Source organism: Mesoflavibacter zeaxanthinifaciens DSM 18436, assembly GCF_000422365.1.
GTDB lineage: Bacteria > Bacteroidota > Bacteroidia > Flavobacteriales > Flavobacteriaceae > Mesoflavibacter > Mesoflavibacter zeaxanthinifaciens.
In genome coordinates, this window is sequence record NZ_AULQ01000006.1 from 177,071 (window position 1) to 197,671 (window position 20,601).

Sequence of the window (20,601 nt, forward strand, 5' to 3'; positions counted from 1 at the left end):
TGTGTCGTATTTTTGTTATAAACTTACAATTATGGATGTAGAAATCTTAGCCCGAATCCAATTTGCCTTCACTGTTGCTTTTCATTACATCTATCCGCCATTAAGCATTGGTATTGGATTAATCATGGTTATTTTTGAAGGTTTATATCTTAAAACCGGTAAAAAAGAATACGAAATTTTAACTCGTTTTTGGTTAAAGATTTTCGCCATAACCTTCGGTATTGGTGTAGCAACCGGAATCATAATGGAGTTTGAATTTGGTACCAACTGGTCTGTATATTCCAAATATGTTGGTGATATTTTTGGAAGTGCTTTAGCTGCAGAAGGATTATTTGCTTTTGGACTAGAAAGTACCTTTTTAGGTATTTTAATTTTTGGGTGGAATCGGGTATCGCCTAAAGTACATTTTATTTCTACAATAGGCGTGTTTTTAGGATCAATGTTTTCGGCAGTTTGGATTGTTGTAGCTAACAGTTGGCAGCAAACACCAGCAGGTTATCATATTGTAGGAGAAGGATTAAATGCTAGAGCAGAAGTAACCGATTTTTGGGCAATGGTCTTTAATCCATCTAGTGTAGATCGTATAATTCACGTTTGGCAAGGCGCATTTTTAGCTGGCGCATTTATGATTTTAAGTGTTCATGCTTACTATTTATTAAAAGGAAGGTATGTAGAAGTTTCTAAAAAAGCTTTTAAAATAGCATTATCTGTAGCTACAATAATTTCGTTAACACAATTAGTATCCGGTCATAGTTCAGCAGATGGTGTTGCAGTAAATCAACCTGCAAAATTAGCTGCTATGGAAGGTCATTACGAGACATCTGCTGCTGCCGATTTATATTTGTTTGGTTGGGTTGATCAAGCTTCAAAAACGGTTACAGGTATTGGTATTCCTGGCGGATTATCATTTTTAGTGCATCAAGATTTTAATGAACCTATTGCAGGTTTAAATGCGTTTCCTGAAGATGAAATACCAACGCAAGTCAACGCTGTTTTTCAATTTTATCATATCATGATTTCTATAGGTATGTTTTTTATTGGGTTAACATTATATGCTAGTTATTTATGGTGGCGTGGTAAGTTGTTTGATAAAAAGTGGTTACTTAAAATATTTGCATTTTCGGTATTATTGCCTCAAATAGCCAATCAAGCTGGTTGGTTTGCTGCCGAAATGGGACGACAACCTTGGGTTGTTTATGGTCATTTAAAAACAAGCCAAGCATTTTCTCAAGAGGTATCTGCTAATCAAATTCTATTCTCATTAATTTTGTTTTTTGTGGTTTATGCCATCTTATTTTTACTGTTTTTATACTCATTAAACAAGAAGATAAAGCATGGTCCTTATGATGAATCTGAAAATCCAAATGAATTTTTAAAGTACACTTAATAGAAGATTATGGAAACATTTTTAGGTATAGATTATCCAACATTATGGTATTTAGTAGTAGGACTTTTGTTTTCTGGTTATGCTATTTTAGAAGGTTTTGATTATGGTGCTGGCGCATGGCATTTATTTTTAAAAAAAGATATAAGTAGGCGTATAGCCATAAATGCAATTGGACCCTTATGGGATGCTAATCAAGTGTGGTTAATTATTGGTGGCGGCGCATTGTTTGCAGGTTTTCCTGTAATGTATGCAACAATGTTATCGGCAATGTATATTCCGTTTATGTTGTTTTTAATGCTATTGGTATTACGTTCTGCTGCTATAAAATTTAGAAGTGCTGAAGAAATGAAATGGTGGCGAAAAACTTGGGACATCATTTACTTTACATCAAATACATTAATAGCTTTTTTACTTGGCGTTGTTTTAGGTAACGTATTACAAGGTTTTGAATTACACGAAAACTTTATTTATAAAGGTGGTATTTTCTTTGCGTTTTTAAACCCATATTCATTAATGGTTGGGTTTACAACATTATCCATTTTTATGACACAAGGAGCTATTTTTCTTCTTTTAAAAACAGAAGGAAAACTGCATGATAGATTATCATTTTTACTAAAAAGAGGAATGGTGTTCTTCATTGTCAGTTTTGCAGTTACATCTTTTTACACGTTAACGTATCTTCACGGTGTAACCGATAAATTTAAAGAACAACCTATATTTTTCGCTTTACCAATTTTAGCATTTTTAGCAGTAGCCAATGTGCCAAGATTAGTATCTAAAAAGAAATACTTTTATGCATTAGTATTTTCGTCATTAATCATGGCATTTTTATTAATGTTAGTAGCTTTTCAATTGTATCCAGTGTTGTTGCCTTCAACTATAAATCCAGAATATAGTGTAACTATTTACAATGCAGCATCATCACAAAAATCATTAGGGATCATGCTTACTATTGTACTAATTGGTGCGCCACTTTTAGCATTTTATTTCTTGTTTTTATACAAAACGTTTAACGGAAAAGTAGAGCTAGACGATACAAGTTATTAAATAAATAGATTAAAAATAATCAAACAGAGTTGTGTTTGATTATTTTTTGTACATTTGTTAACCACTTGGTTAAACCATATAGTTGAAATGAAAAAAACAAAAGACGAAAATACCGAAGAACAGATACTTGAAGCTGCCAAAAGCGTATTTCAATCCAAAGGAATGGATGGCGCACGAATGCAAGAAATAGCAGATAAAGCTGGAATTAACAAAGCCATGCTTCATTATTATTATAGAAGTAAACAACTATTGTTTGAAGCGGTTTTTAACAATGCGTTTTCATTATTGGCACCTCAATTAAACGCCATTTTAAATGATGATTCTTCTATTGAAGACAAGATTAAAAACTTTACTTCTAACTATATATCATTCATTGTAAAGCATCCATATTTGCCAAATTTTATCATTCAAGAATTGAATAGAAATCAAGATTTTATTTTAAAATTAAAAGACAAAGGTTTTCCAAATATTGAAAAATTCAAAAAACAAGTAAATGAAGACGTTGCTAAAGGACTTATAAAACCAATTAGTGCAGAACAATTATTTATAAATATAATGGCTCTGAATATTTTTCCTTTTGTGGCAAAACCTTTAATCATGGCATTTACAAATTCAGATGATAAAAATTATAAATTACTAATGGAAGATCGTAAAACAGAAGTTGCCAATTTTATTATTAATTCCATAAAGACGACATAAAATGAAACAGTTAATAGTCATTTTCGCAATCTTAATCACGCTACCAAGTGTTGCACAGCAAAGCATCACCTTAGAGCAATGTTACCAATTAGTGATAGAGAATTATCCTTTAGCAAAACAGACGCAACTATTAGATGCACAAAACAAATTGGATAAAGAAGTGGTTTCTACATCAAAATTACCACAATTAAGTTTAGATGCACAAGCAACATATCAGTCTGATGTGATTGAAATTCCTATTCCAAATGCTGGTATAGAACCTTTAAACAAAGATCAATATCGTGCTACATTATCTGTTAATCAACTTATTTATAATGGAGGTGCAACTGATGCAACATTAGATTTAAAATCGGCACAACTTAAAACCAAACAAAAGCAGGTTGAAGTCAGTTTGTATCAATTAAAACAGCAAATCAATCAATTGTATTTTTCAATTTTATTAGTACAAGAATCAGAGTTGTTACTAAACGCCAAAAAAGAACAATTAGAAGTTAAACTGAAAGAAGTACAATCTGGAATAAAGTATGGTGTTATTTTACCATCGTCCGATAAAGTTTTGGAAGCCGAATTATTAAAATTAAGCCAACAATTTAAAGAGCTAGTAAGTAATAAAGCAAGTCTTATTGCAACGCTTTCTAGTTTAATAAGTAAACCATTAAATGATTCTGTAGTATTTCAAAATCCACTTGTAGAAACCGATTTACAAACCGAATTAGCTAGACCAGAATTGGAATTATTTCAACTTAAAAAAGAAGAAATTACAACTTCAGAAAATGTATTATCCAAGCAAAACGCACCTAAATTACTAGGTTTTGCATCAGGTGGTTATGGTAATCCTGGATTGAATATGTTGGATAATTCGTTTCAACCTTTTTATACAGTTGGTGTAAAATTGAACTGGAATGTATTCGATTGGAATTCTAATAAAAAACAACGTGAATCTTTAGCAATCAATAAAGATATTGTGGAAAATGAAACCGAAATTTTTAAACTAAATACAAACATTCAACTAAATCAACAACAAAAAGAAATTGATAAAATTGAAGAATTTATTGCATCAGATCTAGAAATCATCAACTTAAGAAAAGAGGTTCTCAAGTCAACAGATTCACAACTCAAAAATGGCGTGATTACATCTTCAGCATACATTACAGAATTCACCAATTTATATGAAGATGAAAATACGTTGGTAAAACATAAAATTCAGTTACAACTCGCAAAAGCTAATTATAATGTTATTAAAGGTCAATAAAATAAGTCAGATGAAAAACTACAAATACATAATAGGATTTAGCATCATAGCAATCAGTTTATTGTCTTGTGGAGATGATAACGGAAAAGCAGATGGTTACGGAAATTTTGAAGCTACAGAAATCACCATTTCTGCCGAAAACAACGGAAAATTGATGCAATTTGACGTAAATGAAGGTGATATTGTTCAAAAAGAAACCTTTTTAGGATATATCGATACAATTCCGCTAACATTAAAACGCGAACAATTAGAAGTCTCTAAAGCTGTAATTAGTTCAAAATCTAAAGGTGTTTTATCTCAAATTGCTGTGTTGAATTCTAAATTAAAAACAGCAAACACCAATAAAACACGAGTAGAAAATTTAATAAAAGACAACGCAGGAACACAAAAACAATTAGATGATGTTACCGGAGAAATAGATGTTATTAAGCAACAAATTAGAAGTGTTGAAATCCAAAACGCACCTGTGGTAAACGAGCTAAAATCTATTGACGTGCAGTTAAAACAAATAGAAGACCAAATTCAAAAAAGTAAAATTATAAATCCAGCAAACGGAACCGTTTTAACCAAATACGCAGAACCAAACGAGATTACTGCTTTTGGAAAACCATTGTATAAAATTGCCGATTTAAACACCATGCAACTACGCGTTTACATCAGCGAAACACAATTAGCCAATATAAAAATCGGACAAGAAGTAACGGTTAAAATTGATGATGCAGATACAATGAAATCTTTTAATGGTAAAATTAGTTGGATTGCTTCGGAAGCAGAATTTACACCAAAAATAATTCAAACTAAAGAAGAACGCGTCGCATTAGTTTATGCTGTAAAAGTAGATGTAATAAACGATGGAAGCTTAAAAATAGGCATGCCTGCTGAAATTTGGTTAACTAAAGAATAAATGAGCATTCATATTTCTAACATATCAAAATCATACAAAAACGTAAAAGCCTTACAAGACATTTCTTTTGATGTTAAGGCAGGTGAACTTTTCGGATTAATTGGTCCTGATGGCGCAGGAAAAACTACGCTATTCAGAATTTTAACAACATTGCTAATTGCAAACGAAGGTACAGCAACAGTTGCAGGTTTTAATGTAGTTTCAGACTATAAAAACATTAGAAATAGCGTTGGTTACATGCCTGGAAAATTTTCGCTATATCAAGATTTAACTGTCGAAGAAAACTTAGAATTTTTCGCTACCATCTTCGGTACAACCATTGAAGAAAATTACGAGTTAATCAAAGATATCTACGTGCAAATAGAACCTTTTAAAGCTCGTAGAGCTGGTAAACTTTCAGGAGGAATGAAGCAAAAACTCGCTTTATGTTGTGCTTTAATCCATAAACCCAAAGTGTTGTTTTTAGACGAGCCAACCACAGGAGTTGATCCAGTTTCTAGAAAAGAGTTTTGGGACATGCTAAAACGTTTACAACAAAAAAACATCACCATTTTGGTATCCACACCTTATATGGATGAAGCCGCTTTGTGCGATAGAATTGCCTTGATTCAAGATGGGAAAATTTTAGAAATAGATACACCAGAAGCGATTGTAAAACATTACCCAAAACCAATTTACAACGTGAGCGCAAATAATATGTACCAACTTATTAATAGTTTAAATGCTTATAAACACAATCATAGTGTGTACCCTTTTGGCGAATTTGTGCATTATACAGATAATAGAACAGATTTTAATCCTGAAGATTTAAAAGTGTATTTAGAATCTAAAAATTTATCAAACATAAACATTGATAAAACAGTAGCAACCATTGAGGATACCTTTATGGAATTAGCAAAATAAAAAATAGCCATCACAGGTTTTTAAAACCTGTGAGGGCTTAAAAAAAATGAAGAATAACAACGTCATACAAGTAGAAGGCTTAACCAAAATGTTTGGAGATTTTACTGCTGTAAATGCTATAACTTTTGAAGTTAAAAAAGGCGAAATATTTGGTTTCTTAGGCGCAAATGGAGCAGGAAAAACCACAGCTATGAAAATGCTGATAGGAATTTCCAATCCTACCTCTGGAAAAGCAAATGTAGCTGGTTTCGATGTGTTTACACATGCTGAAGACATCAAGAAAAGCATTGGTTATATGAGTCAGAAATTTGCCTTGTACGACGATTTAACAGTGAAAGAAAATATTACTTTTTTTGGAGGTATTTATGGATTATCCAGAAAACGAATCAAAGAAAAATCGGCAATTTTAATTGAGGAATTAGGATTAGAAAAAGTAGCAAACAAACTCGTTGGCGCATTGCCCTTAGGCTGGAAACAAAAACTATCATTCTCTGTATCCATGATTCACGACCCTAAAATTGTGTTTTTAGATGAACCAACAGGAGGCGTTGATCCGATTACCAGACGTCAGTTTTGGGAAATGATTTACAAAGCAGCCAACCAAGGAACAACGGTTTTTGTTACCACACATTATATGGATGAAGCAGAATATTGCGACCGAGTTTCCATTATGGTTAATGGTAAAATAGAAGCTTTAGATACTCCAAAACAATTAAAAGCGAAGTTTGAAGTAGATAATATGAATGATGTGTTTTTAAAACTAGCAAGAGGATGAAAATGTTTCCCGCAGATTTCACAGATTTACGCAGAAAATAGATTTAAAAAATCTGCGCTTATTTGCGAAATCAGCGGTAGAAAAAAATAAAATAATTATGGAACAAAAAACAGAAAATGAATTATCCTTTATCATCAGAGGAGCGATTTTTAAAGTCTTTAATGAATTAGGTCCTGGTTTATTAGAATCTGTATATGAAACCGTTTTAATGTATGAATTAGAAAAACAAGGATTATCTGTAAAAAGACAAGTAGCATTACCAATTTTTTATGATGATATTGAATTAGAAATTGGTTACAGATTAGATTTATTAATAAATAATAAGGTAATAATCGAAATCAAATCAGTAGAAACTTTAGCAAAAGTTCATCATAAACAAGTTCTAACTTATTTAAAAATTTCAGAACTGAAGTTAGGTATTTTAGTGAATTTCAATGTCGATGACATCACAAAAGGCATTTACAGAAAAGTAAACGGACTATAAAAACAAAAAAAATCTGCGGTAATCAGCGTAATCCGCGGGAATATATTATGAAAAGATTCATAGGCTTCATAAAAAAAGAATTCTACCACATCTTTAGAGATAGACGTTCATTGTTTATACTCTTTGGAATGCCAATAGCACAAATTATGTTGTTTGGTTTCGCTATTACTAACGAAATAAATAATGTAGATATCGCCATTTTAGACCATTCTAAAGATGTAACAACAGAAGAAATTATCAATAAAATTTCAGCTTCAAAATATTTCAGTATCAATCAATTTATTGAAAAAGAATCTGACATTGAAACCGTTTTCAAAAAAGGAAAAGTAAAAGCAGTTTTAAATATCGAAAAAGATTTCAGCAAAAATCTAATCAAAGAACACAAAGCAACAATTCAAATAATTACAGATGCTACAGACCCAAATACAGCAAATACCATAAGTAATTATGTAAACGCCATTCTTATTCAATATCAAAAAGAATTGAACAAAGAAATCACAATCACCTATCAAACAGTTCCACAAACAAGAATGGTTTACAATCCCGCATTAAAAAGCGTGTATATGTTTGTTCCTGGAGTTATGACCATCATTTTGATGTTAGTTTCTGCAATGATGACTTCTATTTCTATAACAAGAGAGAAGGAATTAGGCACTATGGAAATACTTTTGGTGTCTCCATTAAAACCATTCCAAGTTATTGTCGGAAAGGTGTTTCCTTATATTTTTCTGTCCATAATCAATGCAGTAGTTATTGTATTGTTGAGTATTTTTATTTTCAAAATGCCAGTACAAGGAAGCTTGTTTTTATTAGCTTTAGAAAGTATATTGTTTATCATTAGTGCTTTGGCTTTGGGTATATTAATCTCAACCATTTCGGCAACCCAACAAACAGCAATGATGATTTCCTTGATGGGATTAATGCTTCCTGTTATTTTGCTTTCTGGCTTTATTTTTCCAATATCAAGCATGCCATTACCATTGCAAATCATTAGTAATATCATTCCTGCAAAATGGTTTATCATCATTATAAAAGGCATTATGCTGAAAGGTGTTGGCATTCAATTTATATGGAAAGAAACATTGATTTTAGTTGCTATGACCATCTTTTTCATCGGTTTAAGTGTGAAGAAATATAAAATCAGACTCGAGTAATGAAAACAATTCTATACATCATACAAAAGGAATTCAAGCAAATCTTTAGAAATAAAGGCATGCTTCCTATCATTTTTGTTTTACCAATATTACAACTCGTCATTTTATCTAATGCTGCCACTTTTGAAGTTAAGAATATCAAATTCGGTTATATCGATAACGACCATACATCAACCTCCAGAGCCTTAGTAGAAAAATTTAACGCCTCAACTTATTTTAACGTATTAACCGATTTTCCTTCAGAAGCATTGGCAAGTGCTGCCATGCTAAAAGGAGAAGTGGATGTGCTTTTGGAAATTCCGAATTATTTTGAACGCGATTTACAAAACGAAAAACACAATGCTTTAGGTGTTACTATTAACGCAATTGATGGTGCTGCAGCTGGAGTAGAAAATGTATATGTTTCACAGATTGTGCAACGTTTTAATCAAAATTTAAAAGTGGATTTGATGCAGGTTTCAGACCAGCAAATTCAGCCCGTAAAAATTGAAACTATTCCTTTATTTTGGTATAACGAAACACTAAATTATAAAACCTTTATGGTTCCTGGAATATTGGTTTTACTAGTCACTATGATTACATTATTCCTGTCTGGAATGAATATTGTTCGCGAAAAAGAAATCGGTACTTTAGAGCAAATAAACGTGACGCCAATTAAAAAAAGCCAGTTTATTATCGGAAAACTCTTTCCGTTTTGGGTTATAGGAATGGGTTTGTTAACCATTGGTTTAATCTTGGCAAAAGTTATATTTAATGTGCCAATGATTGGTAGTTTGCCACTCATGTATTTATACACTTCCATTTATATTTTTGTAGTATTAGGTATTGGATTATTCATTTCAAATTTCACCGAAACACAACAACAAGCCATGTTTATTGCTTGGTTTTTTACGGTTATATTTATATTAATGAGTGGTTTATTTACACCAATAGAAAGTATGCCAAAATGGGCACAAACCATAACGGAGTTTAACCCAATTAAATACTTTGTAGAAGTAATGCGCATGGTCATGCTAAAAGGCTCTAACATAAATGACATTTTACCACAACTAATCAAAACAGCGTTATATGCCTTTATAATGAATGGATTGGCAGTTTGGAGTTACAGGAAAACAAATTAAAAATCTTATGTAACAAAAGTAACTGTATAAACTTTAGCTTAAAATTACCTTTACAGAAGGATTAAAAAAGTATACACTTCACTTTTTAATCGTAACTAACTCATAATCTGAATCAAAATGTCAAAAATAGTCATTTTAGGAGCCGGAATTTCTGGTCATGTTGCAGCATCACATTTAAGACGAAAGCTGTCAAAAGATCACGAAGTTGTCGTAGTCTCTCCTAATAGTAATTACCAATGGATTCCGTCCAATATTTGGGTCGGAATTGGTAGAATGAAATCCAAAAAAATCTTATTTCCATTAGCGCCATTATACAAAAAGAAAGGCATTGGGTATAAGCAAGCCAAAGCGGTAACCTTTCATCCAGAAGGAGATAAAACAGAGCAGAAACCTTATGTTTTAGCCGAATATGTTGCAGGTGAAAAGAAAGGAACTCAAGAAAAAGTTACTTACGATTACTTGATAAATGCAACAGGACCAAAGCTAAATTTTGAAGCAACAGAAGGCTTGATTCCAGGTGAAAATAAAACCTATTCCGTTTGTACTTATACGCATGCAGATCATGCTTGGCATGGTTTAAATGAAGTGATTCAGCAAATGAAAAACGGAAAAAAAGCCAAAATTTTAATAGGTACTGGTCACGCCAAATCGACGTGTCAAGGTGCTGCATTTGAATATATTTTGAATGTAGAACAAGAGTTACGTAGACATAAAGTACGTGATATGGCTGAAATTACTTGGATATCTAATGAATTTCTATTAGGAGATTTTGGTATGGACGGTATGTTAATGAGTTACGGAAGCATGACGATGAAGTCTAATGAGATGATAGAAATGATTTTTGAAGATCGAGATATAAAATGGATTACAGGAGCAGGCGTAAATAAAATTGAAGATGGCATAGCGCACTATGAAAATTTAGATGGCGAATACAAAACCGAAACTTATGATTTTGCAATGTTAATTCCAGCATTTTCAGGTCACGGTTTTAAAGCTTACGATAAAAATGATAACGACATTACAGACAAGCTATTTAAAGGCTTTATGATTGTAGATGCTGATTATACACCAAAACCTTATGAGCAATGGAGTGTGCAAGATTGGCCAGAAACGTATCAAAACCCAAGCTATAAAAATATTTTTGCACCAGGTATTGCATTTGCTCCGCCACATACAATTTCTAAACCTAGAAAAAGTAAAAATGGAACTGATATATTTCCTGCTCCACCAAGAACAGGTATGCCATCAGGTATTACAGCAAAATTAGTAGCAGATAACATTATTGATAGTATAAAATCCGGTAAAGAATCTTTACATCATAAAGGGTCAATGGGAAATATGGGAGCAGCATGTATAGCTTCTGCTGGTTATGGTATGACTCAAGGAAGTGGTGTAAGTATTACCACATACCCAATTGTACCAGATTATAATAAATATCCAAAAACACAAGGTAGAAAACTAGGGAAAACCTTTGGAGATATAGGTTTAGCAGGACATTGGTTAAAATTAGCCTTACACTACGCCTTTATTTACAAAGCAAAAATGAAACCGTTTTGGTGGTTGATCCCTGAATAAAAAATTTAAGATTATGACACAAAGAATATCAAAATATCAGCGTTTTAAAATGATGAATCCTATTATACAATTTTTTAAATTCATCTATTTAAGTATTAAAATAATGATTGTTGTTGCTGGCGGACATGGCGGCACAAGAAAAGTAAACTGACGTGGTTTTCAGTGATTTTGGTTGGTTTTTAATTGAAAAAGGGCATTTTAAAAATGCCCTTTTTCTATATGATTTAGCAATCAAAATAGCGTCAGTTCACGTGATTTTTAGTATTTGCTTAGTGTAGTCGAAGCAGAACTAAAAAATTGTATCAAGAACTTTTAATAAATAACGGACATGTTTTTATTAAAATTGATACTGCACAAAAGCAGAAAAGTTACGTCCTGGTTCTGTAATAGGTGTTCTTCCAAAATCAGCTTGATTAGTAAAACTAAAGTTTAAGTGGTTATTATAGGCTTCATCAAAAATATTTAATGCTGCAATACCTAATGTTAAGTTTTTGAGTGGTTTTACACCTAATTTTACATCTAAAGTTTCATAACCAGCTGTTGTAGTTTCTCCAAAACTTTCTGCAATATTCTCTTGTTTGCTTGTGACGTTATATTGCACTTTTGCCCAATATTTTTCACGATTAACACCTAAAGAAAACGTGCTATTTAATGGCGGTGTAAGTGGTAAAGATTCACTTAAATCATTGTTTTTTGCATACACGTAAGCCAATTCAGTTTTAAAATAAAAATCATTTAAAAAGTTAACTTTCGCCATAGCTTCAAAACCAGTTTTATAAGCGTTATCTAAATTTCTAAACACTTTTACTTCTTGTGGCATTGCAGTTGGCATATACTTGCGTGTAATGGTTGGATCTACAACCGCTACGATATAATTTTCGAATTTAGAATAGTAAAAACTAGCCGCGTAATTAAAGTTGTTTTTACTGTTTTTTCCTTTAAAACCAACTTCAAATTGATTGTTAACTTCTGGATTTAGATTTGGGTTTCCTAAATATTCATAAGGATCTTGACCAACAGTAAAATGATTAATGTAACGCTCTATCATATTAGCACTTCGTACACCACGACCATAAGCAGCTTCTAACGTAAAATTATCTGTAACTAATTGCTTAATAGAGACTGTTCCGCTTACATTGTTATCTGTTTTTTCTTCTAAATCGTAACGCGCAGCAAAGTCGTCTTCTGGATCTTTTATATTACTTTTTACTAGGTCATAACGCATACCAGCAGTTAATACTGTGGTTGGGTTAATTGCCCATTTTGCTTCTGTAAATACACCATAATCGTTAATGTAAGAATCTTGCCAAACCTTGTCGTTAAACACCATTGGCATAGCAAGTGGCATACCCATCATGTTTAACTTTATGGTTCTGGTTCTTCCACCATCTCTAGCAATGGTCATAGCGTCCAAACCACTAAAAACAGTCAGGTTTTTTGCTGGTTGCCAGTTTAATTCTAATTTTCCGCCAATGGTTGTAGATTCAACAGAAGATTCTGCCGCCATACGTACAAATGAAGGTCTGTCAAAATTTGTCATTAAATGATCTACGTAGCTGTAATACGCTTTCGCGGAAAAGCTTTTAACAGTTTCACCTAAATCCGAAATTTTATAATCTAAAGACAGGATACTACTATCATCATATTCGGTATCCATCATTAGCGCAGCATGTTGTACATCACGACCAAAAGATTGACGCCAATGCGCTTGTAAACGTTGATTGTCTGTAAAATTATAGCCTAACTTTACACCATAATCGGTGCTTCTAAAAGACGATGGAATTTCAACACCATTTCCGTCTTCATAGCTTCCAAAATCTCTATAACCAACATTACCAACAATGTCGTATTTGTCTTCAATATATTGTAATTGAAGCATGTTTACCATCGAGTTTCCGTTGGTTTCATATCCAGCAGAAGCTTTACCATGAAAGCCTTTATCTAAATAATTTGGTTTTTGAGTGACTAAGTTTACAATACCGCCAAATGTTGCGCCATAACGTACGGTGTACGGACCTTTAATAATTTCAATTTTTGAAATTTCTTCAGGAATAACATGTGTTGTTATTGGATCCATACGGTTTGGGCAAGCGTGCATTGCTTTAGTTCCGCCATCATATTGCACGTTTAATTGCTCGTATTGACTAGCTCTAAAACTTGGGTCTATAGCGTAATTACCTCTTTTAATAACAGAAAAACCGTTAATATCATTAAATAAATCGGCTACGTTTTTAGGTTGAACAATAGTTTCATCATAATTATTAGTAACAATAGTATGTATCGGGTCTGTTTTTAAATTTCCGGTTATAATAACTTCGTCTAAAGTTGTTACTTTTTGTGTAGTTGTATCTTTTACTTTAGGGTTTGTTTGAGCAATAGATACGGTTGTGATTAGCGCACATAATAATGCACTATAAAATGTTTTCATCTTATAATTTTATTTGAAAATTTGTAATAAGTCAGTGGTTTTAATACTGAAAAACAGTATTAAAACTAAAATAATAGTATGTAGACTTAAACTTGTGGAGGATGAAAACAAGAAGTTTTATAACTAAAGTTATAAAGGTTAAGATAAGTAAAGTTTTCCTTCTTTAAACTATAAAAGTTTGTTTGTAATTTATAATCTGTAATGTCTTGTTTAAATAGAAGTAATTCTTCAAAATTTACAATTTTAACAGGCTCATTTTCGTCACCAGTCGTTTGAGCTACTTTTTTTAAATGACACTTTCCGTTACATTGTAATTGTGGTTTGTCTTTATTCTCGCAAAGTTCTTCAATAAAACTAATAGGATCTATTTCGTAGTATATAAAAGTAAAAGAAACTCTTAGCATATTAAATATAATAAGAGCGCTTAGACTTACCGCAAAAAAGAAAATCCATTTTTTCATGTCACAAAAATAAATTGTAAAGCTGAATTTAAATATGACAAAAGTCACATTAGGCTATCATTTTATCTAGGTAACATATGTTACTGACATGGGTGTTTTCTAAACGTAAATTTGTATCAGTAAAAATTGAAAAATGAAACACATAATTAACTTATCAATCCTATCAGTGTTTATATGGTCTGCCTCAACACAAGCTCAAGAGGTAAAACCAATAAGTAAAAGTGAAGTTTTGACTCAAGTTTCAGAAAACAATACATCTATAAAAATTTCTGAAGAAGAATTTAACCAAGCTAAAGCAGATTACAATCAAACCAATGCTATTTTCTTACCAAATATAACAGCTAGTCATACAGGTATTTCTACAACAAATCCTTTAATGGCTTTTGGTTCTAAATTAAATCAAGAAATTTTAACAAGCAATGATTTTAATCCAGCATTGTTAAACGATCCAGAAACAACACAAAACTTTGCAACTAAGCTAGAAGTACAACAACCATTAATTAATGTAGATGGTATATTTCAGCGTAAAGCAGCCAAATCTAAAATGGAAGCTATGTCACTAAAGACAAAGCGTACAGAAGATTACATTGCTTTTGAAGTAGATAAAGCCTACATGCAATTACAATTAGCATATAAAGCTGTTGATGTTTTAGAAAAAGCATTAGAAGCCGCAAATGCAAATAAAAAATTAGCAGATAATAGTTACGAGCAAGGGTATTTACAACGTGCAGATGTGCTTAATGTAGAAGTGCGTGTTACAGAAGTAAAAAACCAATTACAACAAGCCAAAAGCAACGTGCAAAATGCGTCTAATTATTTATCGTTTTTAATGAATGACGACACATTTATAACCTACAAACCTAGCGATACACTAACACCTTATGTGCGTACCATGGAATTGAAAACGTTTACTGAAAACCGTAGCGACATCAAAGCAATGCAATTAGCAAGTAAAGCATATGAAGCTATGAGTAAAGCAGATAAAATGGCGTTTTTACCACGTTTAAACGCTTTTGGAAGTTACGAAATGTATGATGATAAAATCTTTCAAGCAGATGCCAACGGATACATTGTTGGTGCGCAATTAAGTTGGGATATTTTTCAAGGATCAAAGCGTTTTGGAAAAGCTCAAAAAAGTAGAGCTGAATTTGAAAAATCGAAGCTTGAATACAATCAATATGTATCAAAAAGTAAGTTAGAATTAAATAAAGCTAAGCGAATGCTTATTGATGCCGAAAACAAATTAAACCTATCAAAATTAGCTTTAGACCAATCTGAAGAATCACTTCGTATTCGTACCAATCGTTTTAAAGAAGGTTTAGAAAAAACATCAGATTTATTGATGGCAGAAACCCAATATGCACAAAAACAATTAGAATATTACCAAACCATTTTTGAATACAATTACGCTTTAGCGTACGTCAATTTTTTAACTAAAGAATAACCTCTCGACTGCGCTCGAGGAGACAAATTTTGTAAGGTCGAGCGCAGTCGAGACCTAAATATAAAACTCAATTAAAATGAAAAAACTATATACCATCTTATCTCTTTCAACCGCAATACTAATAGCAAGTTGTGGTAGCGAAGACAAAAAAGAAGTTGCAGACAACTCGCCAGCTATTCCTGTAAAAGTAGCACAGGTTAGCGACAATAATGACAGTCCATTTTTAGCGGTAAGCGGAAAAATCCAAGCCGAAAACAGTGCTAATTTAAGTACCAGAATGATGGGTTATGTCAATAACGTACCTGTAAATGTTGGCGATAAAGTAAGCAAAGGACAGTTGTTAGTAGCAATTAATAATGCTGATTTACAAGCGCAAAAGGCTCAGATAAATGCAAATATCACAAAAGCTACAGCAGCTTTTAATAACGCTAAAAAAGATTACGAGCGTTTTAAGTCGCTATTTGCTCAAAACAGTGCCTCTCAAAAAGAAATGGATGATATGACAGCCAATTACGAGATGGCAAAAGCAGGTCTTGAAGCTGCAAAACAAATGAAAAATGAAATTAACGCACAATTTGCTTATACCAACATTACTGCACCTTTTAGCGGCGTTATTACAAGCAAAAATGTAAAAAAAGGCGATATGGCAAATCCAGGTCAGCCTTTAATTTCAATAGAAGCACCAAGCGATTTTGAAGTGGTTGCAATGGTTCCAGAAACCGAAATTTCAGAAATTAAAAAAGATACGAAAGTAAGTGTAAATGTAAAATCTATTAACCAAACTATTTCTGGAAAAGTCACCGAAGTAAGTACATCTGCAGCACAAACTGGTGGGCAATATTTAGTGAAAATAGCATTAGATAAAACCGATGCGAAAATTCTATCAGGTATGTTCACAACGGTACAGTTTCCAATAGAAAGAAAAGCAGAAACTTCAATGGTTTTAATACCAAAAGAAGCTATTGTAAACAACGGTCAATTAAGCGGTGTTTACACAGTAAGCCATAGTAATACAGCTATTTTACGCTGGTTGCGTTTAGGTAGAACATTTGGAAATGAAGTAGAAGTATTATCTGGTTTAAACGCCAATGAAAGTTATATCGTTTCAGCAGAAGGAAAGTTATATAACGGAGCGAAAATAAGTAAGCAGTAATTCAGTTTGCAGTAGGCAGTAAATAGTACTGAATTTTAAATTAATAACAACATTGAATTAACAGTTCAAAGTCGCGTTAGGGATAGAAGCGGCATCCTTTTTACGTCAGTTCGAGTGAATTTGTGTCACATTGAGCGCAGTCGAAATGAAACAAATTTGTATCGAGAACAAGTAAAAAGATATAGCGAATAGCCCGTTAAAACGTCCAAAAAATAAGAAATCAAAATGAAAGAAGGTTTAGCAGGAAAAATTGCCAAAGTCTTTATGACATCGAAGCTTACAGTGCTTTTAATGATTGTTTTTATGGTCATTGGTGTGTACAGCTCGTTTTTAATTCCTCGTGAAGAAGAGCCACAAATTGATGTGCCTATGGCAGACATTTTTGTGGGTTATCCTGGTGCAAGTCCAACCGAGGTTGAGTCTAGAGTTATTAAGCCTTTAGAGCAATTAATTTCGAATATAAAAGGTGTAGAATATGTGTATTCTACGTCTATGAAAGAACAAGGAATGGTCATCGTTCAGTTTTATGTTGGCGAAGATATCGAGCGTTCTTTTGTGAAACTTTACAACGAAATCAATAAGCATATGGATGAAATGCCGGAAGGCGTAACGTTTCCGTTAGTAAAAACACGTGCTATTGATGATGTGCCAATGTTAGGGTTGACGTTGTGGAGTGAGACTTATGACGATTTCCAATTAGGGCAAATGGCTCAAGAATTAGAAGCCGAAATTAAGAAAGTAAATGACGTTGCCATTACCCACAAAATAGGAGGTAGAGAACGTCAAATACGCGTTGTTTTAGATAAAGATAAATTAGCTAGCGCAGGATTAGACTTTTTATCGGTTTCTGAAATGATTAAAGCCAACAACGCTCAATTAAATAGTGGAACTTTTGATAAAAATGATACGGAGTTTGTTGTAAACACAGGTAAGTTTTTAGAATCGATGACTGATGTTGAAAATCTAGTTGTTGGTGTTCAGCAAAATCAGCCTATCTATTTAAAGCAAGTTGCAAAAATTGTTGATGGTCCTGAAGTGCCACAAAATTATGTTAGTCTTGGTTTTGGTCAGGCTAGCGAAAAAGCAAGTGATTACAAATCAGAATATCCAGCAGTAACTATTTCGGTAGCAAAACGAAAAGGTGCAGACGCGATGAAAATTGCAGATGTTATCATTGATAAAGTAGAGCATTTACGTAAAACTTTAATTCCTGATGATGTTCACGTAGAAATCACCAGAAACTATGGTGAAACGGCGTCTCACAAAGTATCAGAATTACTATTACACCTTATAGGTTCTATCATCGCAGTAACATTTGTTGTGATGTTGGCTATGGGTTGGCGTGGTGGATTGGTCGTGTTTTTATCGGTGCCAATTACATTCGCATTAACGCTGTTAAGCTACTATATGCTGGATTACACACTTAACCGAATTACCTTATTCGCACTAGTATTTGTAACAGGTATTGTGGTAGACGATTCCATTATCATTGCCGAAAATATGCATAGGCATTTTAAAATGAAACGCTTACCGTTTAAACAAGCAGCTTTATATGCCATTAACGAAGTAGGTAACCCAACTATTTTGGCAACATTCACTGTAATTGCATCGGTATTGCCTATGGCATTTGTGTCTGGATTAATGGGGCCATATATGGCACCAATGCCGATTGGAGCGTCTATTGCGATGATTTTATCATTATTTGTAGCCTTAACCATTACACCATATTTAGGATATATTTTCTTGCGTGAAAAAGATAAAAAAGGAGCAGAGGAGAAGCCTAAAAAGCCTTTAGAAGACACATTGATTTATAAGTTCTATGAAAAATTTGAACGTCCGTTAATTGAAAGTTCTTCTAAACGTTGGTTGTTTTTAGGGTTGACTTTCATCTTGTTAATGGGAACAATGGTGATGTTCTTCACTAATTCGGTAGTTGTTAAAATGTTACCGTTTGATAACAAAAATGAATTTCAAGTTGTGATTGATATGCCAGAAGGAACAACCTTAGAGCGTACAGCAGTTGTCGCTCAAGAAATTTCGCAATACTTATCAACGCGACCAGAAGTGGTTAACTATCAGAATTATATTGGGACTTCAGCGCCAATTACTTTTAACGGTTTAGTACGTCACTACGATTTACGTGGTGGAAGCAATATGGCAGATATACAAGTGAATTTGATTGATAAAGGCGAACGTAGTGCGCAATCTCACGATATTGCTAAGTTGTTAAGACCTGAAATTCAAAAAATATCTTCAAAATACAATGCGAATGTTAAGGTTGTTGAAGTGCCACCAGGACCACCAGTATTATCAACTTTAGTGGCTGAAATTTACGGTCCTGATTATGATAAGCAAATGGAGATTGCTAACGAAGTTCAAAATATTTTGAATAATACTGAAGATGTTGTTGATGTGGATTGGATGGTAGAAGCTGATCAAAAAGAATTTCAATTCACTATAGACAAAGAAAAAGCAATGCTTTACGGTGTAGCACCAAAACAGATTGCTTACACGATGAATATGGCATTATCCAACAGACCGTTAACTGTGTTGTATGACGAAGATGCTGTAAATCAAATAGGTTTGGTTTTGGCTTTAGATGAAAAGGAAAAGTCAACCATTCAAGATATTTCGCAGTTAAAAGTAAAATCGCAACAAGGTAACTTAGTTCCGATTGTAGACTTGGTTGATATTTCTGAAACTACAAGCGCAAAAAGTATTTACCGTAAAAACCAAAAGCGCGTGGTGTATGTGTTAGCAGATATGGCTGGCGAGTTGGAAAGTCCTGCATATGCTATTTTAGGAATGGAAGAGAAGTTAAAAGCAATTCCGTTACCACAAGGTTATAAGATCAATGAAATGTATTTAGGACAACCAGAACTTGAAGATGATTACACCGTAAAATGGGATGGAGAATGGCAAATTACCTTGGAAGTATTTAGGGATTTAGGAATAGCCTTTTTAGGAGCAATAGCTTTAATCTACATCTTAATTGTAGGTTGGTTCCAAAACTTTAAAGCACCAATAGTAATGATGGTTGCCATTCCATTATCGATGATTGGAATTATTTTAGGACACTGGTTAATGGGAGCATTTTTTACCGCAACATCATTTATTGGTATGATTGCGTTAGCGGGAATTATGGTACGTAATTCGGTATTACTCATCGATTTTATCAATCTGAGGTTAGAAGAAGGCGTGCCACTAAAACAAGCTGCAATAGAAGCAGGAGCAGTGCGTACAACACCAATTTTATTAACTGCAGGAACAGTAGTCATAGGTGCATTTGTTATCCTATTTGACCCGATCTTTCAGGGATTAGCTATTTCGTTAATGGGCGGAACTATCGTTTCGACTGTATTAACCTTATTGGTTGTGCCTTTAGTGTATTATATGATAGAACGTAAAAACCATAAATAAAAAGCTGGTCGAGCACAATTAAGTGTCATGAGAGTTTAAAAAAAAAATCTTAGTTGTGCTCATTTGGCCAGTAAAGTTGAAAGATATGAAATTAGTATTAGTAACCGCAGTAGAAGAGTTTCATAAAGATGTAATTAAACTTTTTAAAAAAGCAGGTATTGAAAATTTTAGCGAATCTGATATAGATGGTTATAAAAACAACCATGCTTTAATTATGTCTACCAATTGGTTTGGAGCAGAAAATGCAAGTAATGAGTCTACAATGTTTTTCTCATTTACAGAAGACATGTTTATTGATATCCTTTTTGATTTAATAAAGGAGTTCAATAGCAATTTAGAAACCAACAATCCTATTAAAGCGATTGTTGTACCCATAGAAAGAGCAATTTAAATT

At 32.9% G+C, this 20,601-nt stretch carries 18 protein-coding genes; 16 read left to right on the forward strand and 2 right to left on the reverse strand.

Going from position 1 to position 20,601, the window contains the following annotated elements:
• Positions 1-31: 31 nt before the first annotated feature.
• From H574_RS0106755 to H574_RS14750, 12 genes are all read left to right on the forward strand, one after another.
• Positions 32-1,387 (forward strand): cytochrome ubiquinol oxidase subunit I, encoded by a 1,356-nt coding sequence (locus tag H574_RS0106755; protein ID WP_027879843.1) that lies wholly within the window; start codon positions 32-34, stop codon positions 1,385-1,387.
• Between the two features lie 9 nt (positions 1,388-1,396).
• Positions 1,397-2,434, forward strand: coding sequence for a cytochrome d ubiquinol oxidase subunit II (gene cydB / locus H574_RS0106760; RefSeq protein ID WP_027879844.1), 1,038 nt, complete (start codon positions 1,397-1,399; stop codon positions 2,432-2,434).
• A gap of 87 nt (positions 2,435-2,521) precedes the next feature.
• Complete coding sequence (locus H574_RS0106765; protein ID WP_027879845.1) at positions 2,522-3,133, forward strand: TetR/AcrR family transcriptional regulator; 612 nt, start codon at positions 2,522-2,524, stop codon at positions 3,131-3,133.
• Between the two features lies 1 nt (position 3,134).
• Positions 3,135-4,385 (forward strand): TolC family protein, encoded by a 1,251-nt coding sequence (locus tag H574_RS0106770; protein WP_027879846.1) that lies wholly within the window; start codon positions 3,135-3,137, stop codon positions 4,383-4,385.
• A gap of 10 nt (positions 4,386-4,395) precedes the next feature.
• Positions 4,396-5,289 (forward strand): HlyD family secretion protein, encoded by an 894-nt coding sequence (locus H574_RS0106775; RefSeq protein ID WP_027879847.1) that lies wholly within the window; start codon positions 4,396-4,398, stop codon positions 5,287-5,289.
• Positions 5,290-6,192, forward strand: a complete 903-nt coding sequence (locus H574_RS0106780; protein WP_027879848.1) for an ABC transporter ATP-binding protein — start codon at positions 5,290-5,292, stop codon at positions 6,190-6,192. It begins immediately after the preceding gene.
• 46 nt (positions 6,193-6,238) lie between these two features.
• On the forward strand, positions 6,239-6,967 hold the full coding sequence (locus H574_RS0106785; protein ID WP_027879849.1) for an ABC transporter ATP-binding protein: 729 nt from the start codon (positions 6,239-6,241) through the stop codon (positions 6,965-6,967).
• A 97-nt stretch (positions 6,968-7,064) separates the two neighbouring features.
• Entirely contained in the window at positions 7,065-7,451 is a 387-nt protein-coding gene (locus H574_RS0106790; protein WP_036227234.1) for a GxxExxY protein, read from the forward strand.
• A 47-nt stretch (positions 7,452-7,498) separates the two neighbouring features.
• Positions 7,499-8,605: an ABC transporter permease gene (locus H574_RS0106795; RefSeq protein ID WP_027879851.1), complete on the forward strand. Its 1,107-nt coding sequence runs from the start codon at positions 7,499-7,501 to the stop codon at positions 8,603-8,605.
• A complete protein-coding gene (locus tag H574_RS0106800) occupies positions 8,605-9,726 on the forward strand; it encodes an ABC transporter permease (RefSeq protein ID WP_027879852.1) in 1,122 nt (373 codons plus the stop codon). The genes H574_RS0106795 and H574_RS0106800 overlap by 1 nt, the downstream gene beginning before the upstream one ends.
• Before the next feature lie 117 nt (positions 9,727-9,843).
• The gene (locus H574_RS0106805; RefSeq protein ID WP_027879853.1) at positions 9,844-11,301 is read left to right on the forward strand and encodes an NAD(P)/FAD-dependent oxidoreductase; all 1,458 of its coding nucleotides are present in this window, start codon (positions 9,844-9,846) and stop codon (positions 11,299-11,301) included.
• Between the two features lie 13 nt (positions 11,302-11,314).
• Positions 11,315-11,452 carry a hypothetical protein gene (locus H574_RS14750; RefSeq protein ID WP_165353716.1) on the forward strand — a complete coding sequence of 46 codons (138 nt, stop codon included), beginning with the start codon at positions 11,315-11,317 and terminating at the stop codon, positions 11,450-11,452.
• A 186-nt stretch (positions 11,453-11,638) separates the two neighbouring features.
• Here the strand turns inward: H574_RS14750 and H574_RS0106815 are convergent, their stop codons facing one another.
• Both H574_RS0106815 and H574_RS0106820 read right to left on the reverse strand, forming a co-directional pair.
• Positions 11,639-13,729, reverse strand: coding sequence for a TonB-dependent receptor domain-containing protein (locus H574_RS0106815; protein ID WP_027879854.1), 2,091 nt, complete (start codon positions 13,727-13,729; stop codon positions 11,639-11,641).
• Between the two features lie 86 nt (positions 13,730-13,815).
• Positions 13,816-14,190 carry a hypothetical protein gene (locus H574_RS0106820; protein WP_051169843.1) on the reverse strand — a complete coding sequence of 125 codons (375 nt, stop codon included), beginning with the start codon at positions 14,188-14,190 and terminating at the stop codon, positions 13,816-13,818.
• A gap of 133 nt (positions 14,191-14,323) precedes the next feature.
• Here H574_RS0106820 and H574_RS0106825 point away from each other — a divergent pair, with 133 nt between their 5' ends.
• The 4 genes from H574_RS0106825 to H574_RS0106840 all read left to right on the forward strand — a co-directional run bounded on the left by H574_RS0106825 (position 14,324) and on the right by H574_RS0106840 (position 20,598).
• Entirely contained in the window at positions 14,324-15,634 is a 1,311-nt protein-coding gene (locus H574_RS0106825) for a TolC family protein (RefSeq protein WP_027879856.1), read from the forward strand.
• A 76-nt stretch (positions 15,635-15,710) separates the two neighbouring features.
• Positions 15,711-16,787, forward strand: a complete 1,077-nt coding sequence (locus tag H574_RS0106830) for an efflux RND transporter periplasmic adaptor subunit (RefSeq protein WP_027879857.1) — start codon at positions 15,711-15,713, stop codon at positions 16,785-16,787.
• A gap of 225 nt (positions 16,788-17,012) precedes the next feature.
• On the forward strand, positions 17,013-20,207 hold the full coding sequence (locus tag H574_RS0106835; RefSeq protein WP_027879858.1) for an efflux RND transporter permease subunit: 3,195 nt from the start codon (positions 17,013-17,015) through the stop codon (positions 20,205-20,207).
• A gap of 85 nt (positions 20,208-20,292) precedes the next feature.
• Positions 20,293-20,598, forward strand: a complete 306-nt coding sequence (locus H574_RS0106840; RefSeq protein WP_027879859.1) for a hypothetical protein — start codon at positions 20,293-20,295, stop codon at positions 20,596-20,598.
• The last annotated feature ends 3 nt before the right edge of the window (positions 20,599-20,601 follow it).